Annotated in this window: 9 protein-coding genes; 5 read left to right on the plus strand and 4 right to left on the minus strand. The window is 70.8% G+C overall.

All coding sequences use genetic code 11. From position 1 onward, the window contains the following. Positions 1 to 8 precede the first annotated feature (8 nt). Positions 9 to 1,052, plus strand: a complete 1,044-nt coding sequence (locus OV090_RS23125; RefSeq protein WP_267706342.1) for a PA0069 family radical SAM protein — start codon at positions 9 to 11, stop codon at positions 1,050 to 1,052. A gap of 324 nt (positions 1,053 to 1,376) precedes the next feature. Here OV090_RS23125 and OV090_RS50815 read toward each other — a convergent pair whose 3' ends face one another. Beyond that, positions 1,377 to 2,417, minus strand: coding sequence for a methyltransferase (locus tag OV090_RS50815; RefSeq protein ID WP_267706344.1), 1,041 nt, complete (start codon positions 2,415 to 2,417; stop codon positions 1,377 to 1,379). Between the two features lie 398 nt (positions 2,418 to 2,815). On the opposite strand from OV090_RS50815, the gene OV090_RS23135 reads away from it, so the two are divergent. From OV090_RS23135 to OV090_RS23145, 3 genes are all read left to right on the plus strand, one after another. Then, positions 2,816 to 5,947 carry an SNF2-related protein gene (locus tag OV090_RS23135; protein WP_267706346.1) on the plus strand — a complete coding sequence of 1,044 codons (3,132 nt, stop codon included), beginning with the start codon at positions 2,816 to 2,818 and terminating at the stop codon, positions 5,945 to 5,947. A gap of 7 nt (positions 5,948 to 5,954) precedes the next feature. Further along, positions 5,955 to 7,475, plus strand: coding sequence for an NAD(P)/FAD-dependent oxidoreductase (locus OV090_RS23140; RefSeq protein WP_267706349.1), 1,521 nt, complete (start codon positions 5,955 to 5,957; stop codon positions 7,473 to 7,475). Positions 7,476 to 7,875: 400 nt separating this feature from the next. Next, positions 7,876 to 9,015 carry a DUF4350 domain-containing protein gene (locus OV090_RS23145; RefSeq protein WP_267706351.1) on the plus strand — a complete coding sequence of 380 codons (1,140 nt, stop codon included), beginning with the start codon at positions 7,876 to 7,878 and terminating at the stop codon, positions 9,013 to 9,015. A gap of 51 nt (positions 9,016 to 9,066) precedes the next feature. Here OV090_RS23145 and OV090_RS23150 read toward each other — a convergent pair whose 3' ends face one another. From OV090_RS23150 to OV090_RS23160, 3 genes are all read right to left on the minus strand, one after another. Beyond that, on the minus strand, positions 9,067 to 10,848 hold the full coding sequence (locus tag OV090_RS23150; protein WP_267706353.1) for a hypothetical protein: 1,782 nt from the start codon (positions 10,846 to 10,848) through the stop codon (positions 9,067 to 9,069). After that, positions 10,848 to 11,792: a hypothetical protein gene (locus OV090_RS23155; protein WP_267706355.1), complete on the minus strand. Its 945-nt coding sequence runs from the start codon at positions 11,790 to 11,792 to the stop codon at positions 10,848 to 10,850. Before OV090_RS23155 ends, OV090_RS23150 begins: the two co-directional genes overlap by 1 nt. Positions 11,793 to 11,984: 192 nt before the next feature. After that, positions 11,985 to 14,537 (minus strand): hypothetical protein, encoded by a 2,553-nt coding sequence (locus tag OV090_RS23160; protein ID WP_267706356.1) that lies wholly within the window; start codon positions 14,535 to 14,537, stop codon positions 11,985 to 11,987. Between the two features lie 234 nt (positions 14,538 to 14,771). On the opposite strand from OV090_RS23160, the gene OV090_RS23165 reads away from it, so the two are divergent. Continuing rightward, entirely contained in the window at positions 14,772 to 15,281 is a 510-nt protein-coding gene (locus tag OV090_RS23165; RefSeq protein ID WP_267706358.1) for a TlpA disulfide reductase family protein, read from the plus strand. Positions 15,282 to 15,287 lie beyond the last annotated feature (6 nt).

Below are 15,287 nucleotides of genomic sequence, written 5' to 3' on the forward strand. Positions count from 1 at the left end.
CGCCGCTCATGCCGCGTCCCATCGACAACCCGCCGAACCCGTGGCTGTCGACCCACGTCGAGTACTTCGGCGAGCCGCCGCCGGCCGGCCTCGAGGTGTTCGAGGAGGACGCGCGCAGCGTCGTCAGCACCAACGACAGCCCCGACATCCCGTTTCGCTACAGCGTCAATCCGTACCGCGGCTGCTACCACGGCTGCGCCTATTGCTACGCCCGGCCGACCCACCAGTACCTCGGCTGGGGCGCCGGCACCGACTTCGAGCGCAAGATCGTCGCCAAGGTCAACGCCCCTGCCCTGCTGCGGCAGTTCCTCGCCCGCCCGAAGTGGACCCGCGAGCTCCTCGCCTTCAGCGGCGTCACCGACTGCTACCAGCCGCTCGAGGCCCACTACGGCCTCACGCGCGGCTGCCTGGAGGCGTGCCTCGAGTTCGCCAACCCGGTCGGCATCATCACCAAGGGCCCGCTGGTCGCCCGCGACGTCGATCTCCTGGCCGAGCTGAACCGCCGCGCCGGCGCTTCGGTCACGATCAGCATCCCCTTCATCGACGACGCCATGGCCCGGCGGATCGAGCCCTCGGTCGCGCGGCCGTCGAAGCGGTTCCAGGCGCTCGCCACCCTGAGCGCCGCGGGGATCCGCACCGGCGTCGCAGTGGCCCCCGTGATCCCCGGCCTCAACGACAGCCAGATCCCCCAGATCCTCGCGCGCGCCCGCCAGTGCGGGGCGCAGAACGCCTTCCTCACCCTGCTGCGCCTCCCGGCCGAGGTCTTGCCGGTGTTCGAGAGCCGCCTCAAGGAGGCCGAGCCGCTGCGCCACGCGCATGTCCTCTCGGCCATCCGCGACGTCCGCCGCGGCGCCCTCAACAACGCCCAGTTCGGCCGGCGCATGGAGGGCGAGGGCCCGCGCTGGCAGGCCATCGAGCAGCTGTTCGAGCTGCACGCCCGCCGCCTCGGCTTCAACACCGACCCGCCGCGCATGCCCGCCCAGGCGACGATGCGCGCCGAACCTGCCCCCAAGGCCAGGCCACAGCAGCGCTCGCTGTTCGGCGACGACTGATTCTTTTTTCACACGACGACCGCATGTCGTCCAGCGCTCCCGGCCCTCCCTGCCGGAGCGCAGGTCCATCCGCCGCACCTGTCCCGAGCGCCAGGTCCTTCCAGCTCAGCGCGCCCGCTCGTCCTTCGAGCGACGGCTGCTTTTCTTGACGACGACCGCCCCTCGCCGGCCGATCCCGGCCGACCTGCCGCGGAGCGCAGGCCATTCGCGGCACCTATCCCGAGCGCCAGGTCGCTTCAGCTCGTTCTTCGGCGACGATTGATTGCGACCTGTCCCGAAGCGCAGGTGGCTTCTCGTCGCGCCTGTCCCGAGCGCCAGGTCGCGTCAGCTCCAGCGCGCGCGCACGATCCAGAAGCCGGGAGCCTCGACCGTCTCGATCTGCGCGCGCATGTCCTGCAGCACCTGCACCAGGCGGCCCGAGCGGTTGACCACGAACCACGCCTCCCCGCCCTCGCGCAGCCAGTGGGGCAATGGTTTGACCAGCGCCGCGAACGCCTCCGGGGGCGCGTGCGTGGGCGGGTTGACCAGCGCCAGCTCGACCGTCCCGCGCCACGGGTGGGCCGCGGGCAGCCCGTCCGACAGCAGCGCCTCGACGCGCTCGCAGCCGAGGCGGGCCGCGTTCTCGCGCACCAGGCTCGCGGCGATCACGTTGCTCTCGACCGCCAGCACATGTCCTTTCGGCCATCTCCTGGCCGCCCACAGCGCCAGCGGGCCGATGCCCGCCCCGAGGTCGATCACGCGGCGGGGCGTCGGCAGTTCGGCCGCGGCCAGCGCCGTCAGCAGCGCGCGCGTGCCGTCGTCGAGGTGCTTGCGGCAGAACACCCCGGGCGCCGACAGCAGCGGCACCTCGCCGAGCAGTGGTTCGGCGATCTCGTAGCGCACCGCGAGCAGCTCGGCGGCCGCCTTCGCGTCGAAGCGGTCGGTCTTCTCGGCGGCCAGCAGGTGGTAGCCGCGGTCGCGCTCGATCGTCTCGCACGAGCCGAGCAGCGCGGCGATCGTGCGGGCCAGCGAGGGCGCCCCCTTGTCTTTGCGGACGGCGCACAGCAGGCGTCCGCCGGGCAGCAGGACCGAGGCTGCGAGGGCCAGGCAGGCCTCGGAGAAGTCCTTGCCGAGGTGCGCGCGCGGCCACACCGCGGCGGCGCGGAAGCGCGGGGTGGTGTCGACTGCCCACGGAGCCACCAGCGCCGCGGGTTCTTCCGCAGACTGCTCGCGGACATCGATGGCCCAGCGCGTGGCGCCCGGGCGCAGGCCGGGCAGCGGTCCGCCGTACACCAGCGCCAGCGCTTGCGGCGGCAGGTCTTTCACGGCTTGGGCGAGCAGGCGCACGCCCGGGTCCGAGGGATTAAAGAGGTTCTCGCCCTGCACTGCGCGGAGGGATAACAGCGGGGCGCCTGGCGCGCAATTCAGCTCCTTGGCTTCGCCGTCGACGTCGCCTTCGCCCGCGTCAGTACACGCACGACGGTGACCCCCGCGAAACGCCCCTGGAGCGGCCCCTGAATGCGCGCCGGACACCGCCCTCTCGGTGGATCGGCCGCGGGCAGCCGAGCAAATGCGCCCGAATGCGAGATTGGGGGTGGACCCACGAAACGGCCCGTGTTAAAGCACCTGCGGACCCTCCGCCGACCTGGCGTGTACTCGCCGCGGTCGCCGTCGGGCCCATGTGCTTGTTGGAGCTCTCGGCGACTCCTCCGCGGGTCGCCGCGCGGGTCCGGCTACCGAGGCGTGGCCGACCGTGTCTGGCCCGTCATCGTCCCAGGATCTGCGTGTCCACACTCGAAGCGTTCCTCCCCCTGTTCGAGCCGGAGTCGCTGGCGAAGATCGCCAGCAAGAAGGCTTACGCCGCCGGCGTCGAGCTGTTCGAGGCCAAGGCCGTCAGCGACATCGTGTTCGCGGGTAGCTGTCTCAAAGGCAAGGTCAAGGGGTCGCATCCGCAGCCGCACGCGACGACCATCAAGCTGCTGGATTCGGGCGCGGTCGAGGCGACGTGCGACTGCCCGACGTACACGGACGGCTGGGAGAAGATCTGCCACCACGCGGTCGCGCTGGGGCTCGCGCTGCGCAAGCAGTACCAGGCCGGCGGCGAGATCACGCTGACGCAGAACCCGTGGACCGCCGACGTCACGGGCACCGGCGCCAACGCGCAGCGCTACACGATTGAGGCGCGGCGCGGCAACTGGCACGTCATGGCCTTCCGCGGCGGCGGCACCCCGGTGGTCAGCCGGCGCCGCTACGAGGGCATGAGCCCGGCCGACCGCGTCATCCACCACTACCTCTCGCAGGAGGTCGACGACGCCGACGACGGCGGCCACGTCATCGACGACATGGCGCTCTCGGGCCTCCTCTACTTCGCCCGCGTCGGCAGCACCGTCAGCCTCAAGGGCGTGGGCAAGCTGCAGTTCGCCGGCGAGCCGCTGACCCTGCGCGTGCGCGCCGAGCCGCGCCCCGGCGACAACAGCGTCGTCCTGCACGCCTTCCTCGAGCAGCGCAGCACCGGCCGCGACCTCGAGGTGCCCGCCGGCCGCATCATCGTCGGCGCGCCGACCTGGTTCCTCCTGCTCGAGACCGCCGAGGTCTTCCTCGTCCCCGACACCCCGCCGTGGGTGCTCGAGGCGGTCGCCAAGCAGCCGCGCATCGTCATGGACGCCCGCGTCAGCGCGCAGGCGATGGACGCCCTCAGCGAGTCGCTCAAGACCGTCGGCGTCCCGCATCAAGACCTGTTCGCGCTCGCCTCCGACTCGCGCAAGATCGACGCCATCATCGCCACCGTCGAGGGCGACGCCGGGCAGATCAAGCTCGGGCTGGCGGCCCGCTACGGCAACGTCACCATCGGCGTCACCGGCAGCGAGCCCGAGTCGGCGCGCTACACCATCAACCTCGGCGACCAGCCGCTCAGCTTCTACCGCGACCTCGAGGGCGAGGCCGCCGCGCGCAAGGTGCTGACCGACCTGGGCCTCAAGTACAACCCCGACGCCGACGGCTTCGTCGCCACCGGCGACGCCGCCGTCGAGTTTACGATCGTCGGCATCCCGCTCCTGCCCGAGACGTGGGAGAAGCGCGTCCCGCAGCTGCCGCGCGTGCGCAGCAAGTCGCCGACCCCGCGGCTGTCGGTGCGCAGCAAGGAGGGCAGCGTGCTCGACCTCGACGCGATCGTCGACGTCGAGGGCGAGGAGGACCTGATCTCCTTCCGCGACCTGCTGCGCTGGCTGCACGAGGGCCGGCGGTGGATCACCCTCGCCGACGGCTCGGTCGCCAAGCTCGACCCGCAGATCCTCCAGCCGATCGCCGAGGCCGCCGGCGCGATCGAGTTCGACAAGAAGGGCCACGCCGAGATCAGCACGCTCGAGCTCGGCACCTTGACCCGCCTGCTCGGCGCCGTGCCCTCGGCCGACGTCGCCAAGGAGGTCAAGCGCCTGATGGAGAACATGACCGGCGAGCGCTCGGCCAAGGCGCCCAAGCGGGCCAAGTCGCTCACCGCCAAGCTGCGCGAGTACCAGCGCTCCGGCTTCGCGTGGTTGTGGCAGCTCCACGAGAACCAGATGACCGGCATCCTGGCCGACGACATGGGCCTCGGCAAGACGGTCCAGGCGCTGGCGCTGCTGACCAAGGCCAAGGAGGAGGAGGGCGACCAGCCGACGCTGATCGTCTGCCCGACCTCGGTGCTGAGCGTGTGGAAGCAGGAGGTCAAGAAGTGGGCGCCGAGCCTCGTGCTGACCACCTGGCACGGCGCCGAGCGGGCCGAGAACCGGCGCATGCTCAAGAAGGCGGACATCGTCGTCACGACCTACGCCATCTTGCGCCGCGACATCGACGAGCTGAGCAAGATCCGCTGGCGCTACGCCATCCTCGACGAGGCGCAGTACATCAAGAACTGGGCCACCACCACCGCCAAGAGCGCCAAGCAGCTGACCGCCGACCACCGCCTCGCGCTGTCCGGCACCCCGGTCGAGAACCACCTGGCGGACCTCTGGGCCATCTTCGACTTCCTCGCGCCCAACTTCCTCGGCAAGCTGTCCGACTTCCAGAAGAACTACGTGCGGCCGATCGAGGAGAACGACACCAAGACGCTCGAGGCCCTGCGCGCGCGCATCCGGCCGTTCGTCATGCGCCGCAAGAAGGAGGACGTGGCCCAGGAGCTGCCGCCGAAGACCGAGCAGACGCTGTTCGTGCAGTTCGGCCGCAGCCAGCTCGGTCTCTACAACCGGATCCTCAAGACCGCGAAGGACGAGATCAAGGGCCGCATCGAGGAGGTCGGCCTCGAGAAGTCGCAGATGACGATCCTCGCCGCGCTCACGCGCCTGCGCCAGGTCTGCTGCGACCCGCGCCTGCTCGGCCTGCCCGACGCCTCGACCCTGCCGCCGTCGGCCAAGCTCGACGCCTTCAAGGAGCTCATGGCCGACTGCGTCGGCTCCGGCCGCAAGGTCCTGGTGTTCTCGCAGTTCGTCGAGATGCAGAAGCTGCTCGGCGACGCCCTCACCGAGCTGAAGATCCCCTACCTCTGGCTGCACGGCGGCACCAAGAACCGCGAGGAGCTGGTCCTGCAGTTCCAGAACAAGTCGGGCCCGCCGGTGTTCCTCATCTCCCTCAAGGCCGGCGGCTCCGGCCTCACGCTCACCGAAGCGGACACCGTCGTCCACTTCGACCCGTGGTGGAACCCCGCCGTCGAAGACCAGGCCACCGACCGCGCCCACCGCATCGGCCAGGACAAGCCCGTCATGGTCTACCGCCTCGTCTGCGAGGACACCGTCGAGCAGAAGATGGTCGATCTCGGCGCCCGCAAGCGCGAGGTCGCCGAGAGCGCGCTCGGCCGCGACGTGTCGGCCGGCAAGAAGCTCACCATGGAAGACGTCGAGGCGCTGCTCGAGACCCCGAGCGCCGCGGCGACCTGGGATCAGTGAGGACACCATGGCCGGCGACCCCGACGCGATCGTCATCGGCTCCGGCCCCAACGGCCTCGTCGCCGCCTGCATGCTCGCGCGCGCCGGCCTGCGCGTGCTCGTGTGCGAGGCCCACCCGCGGCGCTGGGGCGGCGCCCTCGGCTCCGAGGAGGCCACGCTGCCCGGCTTCGTCCACGACGTCGGCGCCGCGTTCTTCCCGTTCCCGCGCATCAGCCCGGCCTTCCGCGCGCTCGAGCTCGAGAAGCACGTCGAGCTGTGCTTCGCCGAGTTCGAGAGCTGTCACCCCGCGCCCGACGGCTCGGTCGCGTGCATCAGCCGCGACCTTGACGTCTGCGCCCGCAACTTCGGCGACCCACGCGACGGCGAGACCTTCGCCGCGCTGGCCCGCTGGTACCGTGGCGTCGAGCCGGCGGTGCTGGGGATCCTCCTCAACACGCTGCCCACGATCGCACCTGTCCTGAAGTTACTCCCGTTCGGGATCTTCAAGCTCGCGCGGATCTTGCTGTCCTCCGGGGGCGGCCTGGCGCGCCGGCTGTTCCGCGGCGAGGCGGCGCGGCGCGTCATGCCGGGCCTCGCGCTGCACGTCGACGTCGGCCCGCGCGACCCGCTCGGCGCCGCTCTCGGCTTCATGCTCGGCATGACCGCGACCACCGGCGGCTACTCGATCCCGCGCGGCGGAGCCCAGGCGCTGGCCGACGCGATGGTCGCCGACCTGCGGCGCCACGGCGGCGAGATCCGCCTCGCCAGCCGCGTCGACCGGATCCTCACGGAAGGTCGCCGGGCCGTCGGCGTCCGCCTCGCCGACGGCACCGAGCTGCGCGCCGCCCGTCGCGCCGTGCTCGCCGACACCGCCGCCGCGTCGCTCATGCTCGACCTGGTGGAGCGCGACCTCGTGCCCAGGCGCGTGGTCCGCTTCATGGAGAAGTTCCCCCAGGGCTGGGGCACCTTCAAGGTCGACTGGGCGCTGTCGTCGCCGGTCCCGTGGTCTGTCCCCGAGGCCAGGCGCGCCGCGGTCGTCCACGCCGGCGACAGCCTCGACGACCTCGAGCGGTTCACCGCCCAGGTCCGTCGCGGTGAACTCCCCGACAACCCGTACCTCGTCGTCGGCCAGCAGACCCTCGCCGACCCGACGCGCGCCCCGGCCGGCAAGCACACGCTGTGGGCATACTCGCGCGTGCCGAGCCGCCCCGCCGGCGGCTGGCAGGCCCACGCCGAAGCCTTCGCCGACCGCGTCGACGCCCGCATCGAAGGCCTCGCGCCCGGCTTCCGCAGCACCGTACTGGCGCGCCGGATCGTCGCCCCACCTGACCTCGAGGCCATGGACGCCAATCTCGTCGGCGGCGACCTCGGCGGCGGCTCCAACGCCTGGCACCGCCAGCTCATCTTCCGCCCGCTCTTCCCGTACTTCCGCCACCGCATGCCCGTCGAGGGTCTTTACCTGTGCTCGAGCTACGCACATCCGGGCGCAGGTGTGCACGGCATGTGCGGCTACAACGCGGCCCACGTCGCGCTGCGCGACCTCGGCTGAGCGACGACCGCGACCTGCTCGCGGCGAGCGTCGAGGAAGACATCGCCGTCCGCGACCGCGGTCCGCAGCGACGGAAGCATCGCTGCCGGCGGCGGCCCGATGGGCACGGCGGATCGCACCCCGATCGACGGCCTCCTCGTCTCGCCTCCCGGACGTGGACCCATCATCGCGGCGACGTCGTCGCGATCGTCACGACCTCACCGATGTCTGCTCGGCCGCGCGCGGGCCCGGGTCACGCAAGACGTTCGCGTTCGGCGACGCGTCGATCGAGCACCACACTGGATAAACCCTCGCGCTGCCGCGTCACCGGAAACCATCTGCACGCGTCGCAGGTGTGCGCGCGTGGACGCGCGAGCGAGCGTGTCGCAACGCGGCGTCACACTCGCTACCATCGATGCGCATGACAACCTGGTTTGGTCCTTCTTCTGCGCTGCTCGGCGCCGCGATCGTCCTCGTCGCCCCGGGCTGCGGCGACACCAACAATAACGTCACCGCGTCGCAGAGCGGCTCCGACTCCGACGCGACCACCGGCCCGACCTCCACCGCCACCGACGGCACGATCACCGCGAGCGGCAGCGACAGCGACAGCGGCGAGACCGACGGCACCGGTTCGGCCAGCATGACCTCGCTGCCGACCACCGGCGAGCCGACCTCGACCAGCAACGGCTCGGCGACCTCGTCGACGACCGACCCCGACACCACCTCGACCACGAGCCCCGTCACCGACGGCAGCGCCACCGACCCCGATACCGCCACCACGATCGAGCCCGGCACCACCACCGAGCCGGGCACCACCACCGGCCCGGACTGTATTCCCACCGGTGAGGAGACCTGCAACGACCTCGACGACGACTGCAACGGCATCGTCGACGACGTCGACGTCGGCGGCGACGGCATCTGCGACTGCCTCAACATCGCCATCTTCGGCAACGAGGGCGCCAACCCTTCCGCGGAGTTCCAGACCTGGCTCGAAGCCCAGGGCACCCAGGTCGATCGGATCTCCCTCGACGCCACCCCGATCGACGCGGTCACCCTCGAGAAGTACGACATCGTCATCCTCGACTGGCTGGTCCGCGGCTACAGCGGCGACGAGGCCGCAATTATCAAAACCTGGGTCGAGGGCGGCGGCGGCCTGATGTCGATGACCGGTCACACCAACGACCAGACCGTGGTCGACCGCCCGAACTCGATCATCGCCCCGATGGGCCTCGCCTACAACAACAGCCAGGGCTTCTTCAGCGGTCCGGTGACGCAGTGGGCCCAGCACCCGATCACAGAGGGCATCACCTCGGTGTCGTTCTACGGCGGCCTCTACGTCGACATCACCGAGGACGGCGTCGCGGTCAACGAGGTGATCGGCACCCTGCCGCAAGGTCCGGTCGCAGTGGGCCAGACCCGCATCGACGGCAAGCTGTTCATCTTCGGCGACGAGTGGATCGAGTTCGACTCGGAGTGGCAGCAGATCCCGCAGATCAAGCAGTTCTGGGTCAACATCCTCGCGTGGCTGTCGCCGCAGAACTTCTGCACGATCCCGCAGTGATTTCTTTCAAGCTCGGCCTCCTTCACCCGTCGGGGCGAAGGAGGTCGCGGCTCAGCGCAGGTCGAAGGTCCGCAGGACCACCCGCCCCGCGAGCGTGCGCAGCCCGGGCGCGAGGCACCACGGGTACAGCCACCAGAAGCCGGGGAGGATCGGCACCAGCGCGCGCCCTGCCTCGGCCCCGGCCTGGCGCGTCCTGTCGTCGGGCGCGACGACCACCAGCGCGCCCGCGGACACCGTCGAATCTGTCTCGAAGCGCAGGCGCGCCCCGAGGTCCCACATGCGCAGCAGGGCGACGCGACGGATCGACGCCTCGTCGGCCGCGTGATGGACCACGTACGGCTCGCGCGGGCCGCGGTAGCGCAGGCGGTCGAGAGGGCGCAGCAGCGAGGCCTTCCAGCCCGGCTTGTGCTTCGGCCGGTTGCCCTCGCCCTCGGCCAGCGGACGCGACATCAGCGTGCGCCACACCGCGTCGAGCTCACTCGCCGACAGCCACGGGATGTAGACCGCCAGCATCACCTGCACGAAGGTGCCGACGTTCATGGCGACGTCGATCACCAGGTGCATGACGACGCCGAGCCCCAGCCACAGCCGCTTGCCGCACAGCCACCGCAGCACCCACGCGTGAGCGCGCGGCCGGCGGGCCCGCAGCCACAAGTAGGCGCCCAGCAGCAGCGCCGGGAACGCCAGCACCCCGGCGACCACGAGCGCCTGCGCCTGCTCGCGGGTGATCGGCACCGGCGCCTCGCCCGGGCTGTAGTAGTACCAGGCGGTCAGGCCGCCGACGTACGCGAGCACGCCGACGACCGCGGCGATCAGCGCGTACGACAGCAGCCGGCGCCACGCCTGAACCTTGGGCCATGTCCCTGCGGACACCTCGCGCTCGAACCGGCGCAGCGCCACTCCGACCAGCGCCAGCGGGAACAGGGTCTCCCACGCCTTGGTGATCCACGTCGAGAGCGGCAAAAAGCCGATCATCTGCAGGAACGTGGCGATCTGGATCTGGACCGGGTGGCGGTAGAAGTGGTCGAGGCTCAGCGCGTAATAAAGCGCGGTGCCGTCGAACCAGGTGAAGCCGCTCTTGAGCGCACCGGTGGCGCAGTAGATGATGGCGAGCTGCAGCATCATCAGCCGCAGCGGCCACGCGGGGATCTTGCGCAGCGCGGGGACGACGACGCTGCCGCCGAGGAGCTCGCGCTTGCGTCGCCACCAGGCGTCGAGCGAGTAGGCCTCGCCCCAGCGGGTGAGCAGGCCGAGGAACAGGAACACCCGCAGGACGGTGTCGCCGCCGCTGTAGAAGACCGGGCTGTAGCTGTAGAAGGTGTTGACGAGGAACCAGCTGAGCAGCGTGCTGAGGCGCGTCTTGACGCCGAGGATCATGGCGGTGACGCTGGCGCAGGTCAGGCCGAACACCGCCCACACGAAGGCCGGGTCGGCGCGCACGTGGAACAGCGAGAACTTGGCCCACAGCGCCGGGACGACGCTCCACCAGTGCTCAAAGCCGTGCTCGGGGTCCCACAGGCGCCGCAGCTCGCCGCCGTAGTTCTTGCGCGCCATCGCCGGCAGCCACAGGCCCTCGTCGGTGAACAAGAAGCGCAGCAGCGGGATCAGGTCGAGCAGCGTCCACAGCACCACCACGCCGAAGACGATCCGGAACAGCCCCGCCGGCCGCGGGTCGACCCGCTCGAGCCACAGCCGCCGCCACAGCTCGGGCCGGACGAGGAAGAACGCGAGCGCGCAGCCGAAGCCGAGCCAGAGCGCACCTGTCGCAAGGGACATGTGCGCCGACAGGTCGACCGCGGGCGCCTTGGCCGGGGCGAGCAGCGCGGCCAGCATCAGTCACCACCCCCGTCGTTGCCGCCGCCCTCGTTGCCGCCCTCGTTCGGCAGCGCCGGCTCGTCGTTCGGCGCGCCCTCGGCCCCGCCGCCTTCGCCCGGCAGCGTGGACTCCTCGACCCGCGCGCCCTCGGCCGCCTTGCTCGCCTTGCCGCGCCCCGCGTCGACGGCTCGCCGGCGCTGGAGGATCCGCGCCTTCGCGTCGGCCCGGTCGCGCCAGGTGTTCTCCTCGATGCCGACGAACGCGCCGTCCGGCAGCGGCGTGAAGCCGTAGCGCGCGCGGATGTCGTTCGGCAGCTGTGCGTGCGGGGTGGTGGCGCAGTCGAAGCCCTTGAGCGGCTCCTTGTACAGCTTGAGCGCGAACGGGTCGAAGCCCATGGTGGCGATCGCCTTGTCCGGCGGCGGCACCTTGGTCCACATCTTGGTGAAGTTGACCCGCACCGGCGCCTCGCCGCCGTGCGTGCGCGCCCACTCGCGGCAGACCCACGCCGCGTACGGCGACTGGTAGCGCTCCTGCTCGATCAGCCGGCGGTTGATCTTGCCCATCCGGTCGTAGAAGAAGTACGGGTAGTCGCGCCGGCCGTAGATGTCGTGCAGCAGGTCGAGCTCCTCGCCGTCCTGCGTCACCACCCGCACCTGCAAGAACTGATTGGTTCGGTGCGGGTTGGGGGCGAACATCGCCCAGCTCTGCACGCTCGAGGTGGCCCGCATGTACGCGCCCGCGCGCAGGGCTCCCGCCAGCTTGCGGTTGAACCGCTCGGCCAGCCCGGCCGCCGGCGTGGTGTGCTGCAGCAGCGCGACCGTGTGATAGAGGACGAACAGGCTGACCGCCAGCGCCGCCCACCCGCGGTAGGCCCACCGCTCGTCGGACGGGTCCTCGGCCGCGGGCGCGCGCAGCAGCACGTCGGCCAGCCGCGACGAGGGCTGCTCCGCCGCCTGGCTCATGGCACATGCTCCGTCAGACATGTCCCGAGAGACACCCATGGACCGCGAGCCTCCGCTCTCCGAGAGCCCGGTTCGATATGTTTTTTAAACCATGTCCCGTACGCCATCACGAAAGTCCAAAGGGTTTAATTCGTAAGCTCGGGGTCCTTTGCGACCCGGCCCGGCGGCGCGGGTCGCTCGCGGCGATCGATTCTACTCGCCATCGCCGTCCTCGGCGCCGCGGGCCGGCTCGGACGGCGGCTGCTCCTGCGCGGCGGCAGGTGGGTTGACGCTGGGGGTGCGGGGCTGGGGGCTCCCGCCCCAGTCGCGGCGAGAGGCCCAGCTGCGCCGGCGCTGCTCGGCCTGGCGGGCCTGCTTCTCCCGGGCGGCCTCGAGCTCGCGCTGGTCGGCCTCGTCGAGCTCGATGCCGTAGCGCTGCTTCATGAACGCGGGCAGCTGGCCGTTCTTGAGGCAGCTGTGCGACTCGACCAGCTCGTGGGTAGCCTTGAGATCCCTGGGCCGGTACCAGCCCTTGGCGGCGACCTGCTCGGGGGTGGGGATCCGCGTGGTGATCCGCCACATCTCGACCTTGGCCGCGGGGGTGCCGTAGTCGAGGAACCAGTTGCGGCAGACGAAGAACGACCACGGCCGCAGGTACGACTTGCCCTTGCCGATCATGCGCCGATGCATCTTGCGCATGCGGTCGTTCCAGATCCACGGGAACGGGCGGTAGCTGTAGCTGTTGTAGCCGATGTCCCAGCGGGTCCCGTCCGGCAGCACCACCACCGTCTTCATGAAGGTGTTGGCCCGCGGCGGGTTGGGCGCGAACATGTTCCAGCTCTGCGAGGTGCCGGTGACGCTGAGGTAGCTGCCGAACACGCCGCGCGCGGCCGACCGCCACTGGCTGAAGATGTTGCTGCCGGGGAACAGGCTCAGGCCGACGGCGCAGAAGTGCCAGGTCATCAAGCCGACGGCGACCGCCCGGTACAACGCGCCCCCGGCCAGCCCCGGCGCGCCCCCGGGCGCAGCGCTGTGTGGCACTTCCGACATGCTCTTAAGGACATGCCGCAAGCGCCTGCCAAACAGACGGAACACCAGGGCGACTGCGGCGACCAGGCCGAGCCAGGCGTAGACGAGGCTGCCGACGTCACGGTCGCCGCCGATCCGCTTGTAGATGATCGCCAGCAGGAGCAGGCCGAGGACGACGACGACGGCGTCGGGGATCTTGCTCCCCCGCGCGGGCAGGTCCTCGGGCCGCTGAGCCGGGCCGAACCATCGCTCGCCGCTCGCGGGCAAGACCCGCCGCAGGCCGGTGCGCCGGAGCTGCCGCCACACCCAGTGCAGGGCCGCGGCGATCTCCTCGCCGCGCAGCCACGCGACGTAGACCATCAGCATGATGAACGGGAACATGCCGATGTTCATGAACAGGATCAGGAAGCCGTGGAAGACGACCCCGAGGGTCAGCCACAGCCGGCGCCCGAGCAGCCAGCGCTGCACGAACGTCTGATCGATGGTCCACCGGCGCACGCGCAGCGGCCAGCGCCCGAGCGCGAACCACCCGGCGATCAGCAGCGGCACGACCACGCCCATGACGATGTGGATGTGGCGCACGCCGGTGCTGACGATCGTCGCGACCTGCTCGGGCTGGTTCTTCGGCAGCTCGACCACGTACGGGTAGGCGAGCACGCTGATGCGGTAGAGCGCGAGGTAGGCGAGGATCAGCGCGACGCGGCCGAGCCAGCGGCGCCACGGCCGGTCCTGGGCGACAAACCACGGCTGGTCGCGGTGGCGCAGCTGGAACCCGACGATCGCGCCGAGCATGGCGATCGCGAAGTGCTCCTCCCACCAGCGCGTCACCCACGTCATCAGCCGGAACAGGTTGGTCCCGAAGATCGCCGAGATCTGCTGCGTCCAGTCCTCGAAGCGATAGAAGTGGTCCATGTTGAGCGCGTAGTACAGCGCGTCGCCCTGGGCCCACACGTTGCCGGTCTTGACGATGCCCGTGGCGGTGTAGATCGCCACCAGCTGGGCCATGATGAGGTAGCGCGGCCAGCTCGGGACCAGGCGATAGACCGGCTGCTTGCCCGGCTGCGCCGGCTCGCCGACCTCCTGCAGCTTGCCGGCCCGGCGCAGCAGCTTGCAGCGGACCCAGTTGTCGACGCTCCACGCGTCGCCGGTGCGGGCGAAGATCAGCACCCACCACAGCGTGCGGTACACGGTGTCGGTGCCCTCGAGGTAGAGCCCGTTGTGGTTGTAGACGCTGCACACCAGCAGCCAGCTGAGCACGCCGGTGAGCCGCGACAGCACCCCGAAGGCGTACAGCAGCAGCACGCCGAAGATCGCGTACATCACCCACTCGACGCCGTCGGGCGACGACCAGAAGTAGAACAGCGAGTGCTTGCCCCACAGGTACTTGAGGACAGCCCAGTTGTCGAGGAAGCCGTCCTCCGGGGTCCAGCCGAGCAGCGCCGAGCTGCCGAACCGCGAGCGGATCTCGTCGAGGTCGTAGAGGCCCTCGTCGCTCCACAACATGCGCCAGTACGGCTTCAGGTTCCAGAAGCACTGGATCGTCATCAGCGCGGTGCCGATCCGCAGGGTCGCGAACATGCGCGGGTCCTCGAGACCGAGCAGGCTGCGGCGCACCGACTCCATCCGCGTCGCCGCCCACGCCAGGGTCGCCACCACCACCGCCAGACACAACCAGCCGACGTGGCTGCCGAGCTCGGGGGGGACGCGGCTGAAGTCGAGCGCCTCGGGTGCCAACATCGGGTGAGGCCGCCGACACTAGCACGTGGAGGACCTTCCTCAGCGCCGGAAGACCGTGCGCAAAAATTGCGCGATGGGCACAATAGAGGCTACTGGCGCGGTCCGGGCTGGGGAATCTTCCGGAGGGAAGAGTTCGGGCGCGCGGATCGTGAGCTGTCCCGAGAGACATCTGGTCGGACGGATCCGTCGCCGCCAGGCTTTCGCCGGCGGGTGGGTTCGCGGTACAGGAGAGCCGTGCCTTGGAGCAGGCGGCGGGTGCTGGGGCTCGTGGCGGTGGCGGCGGGGTGTCGCCCGCCGGAGATGCCGCCGTCGGCGCCGACCAGCCTGCTCGGCGAGGCGGCGCCGCAGTTCTCGCGGCGGGGCCTCGACGGGCGGGTCGTCGACCTCGCGGCGCTGCGCGACCGGGTGGTGGTGGTCGAGTTCTTCGCCCGCTACTGCGAGCCGTGCTGGCGCCACCTGCCCAAGGTCCAGCGCTGGGCCGCGCGCCAGCGCGACGTCGCGGTGATCGGCATCGGCGCCGACGAGTTCGCGGGCGACACCCAGGCGATGGTGCGCGCGCTCGGGGTCGCCTTCCCGGTCGTCCACGACAGCGGCCTCGTGCTCACTGCCCGGTTCCGGGTCGACAAGATCCCCTCCACCCTGGTCCTCGACCGCGGCGGGCGGGTCCGCTGGCGCTCGCTCCCCGGCGACGGCGTCAGCGCGATGGACCGCGCGGTCGCGGCGGTCCGCAGCGCGCGCGATTGAGGTACT

This window comes from Nannocystis sp. RBIL2, assembly GCF_026626745.1.
GTDB lineage: Bacteria > Myxococcota_A > Polyangia > Nannocystales > Nannocystaceae > Nannocystis.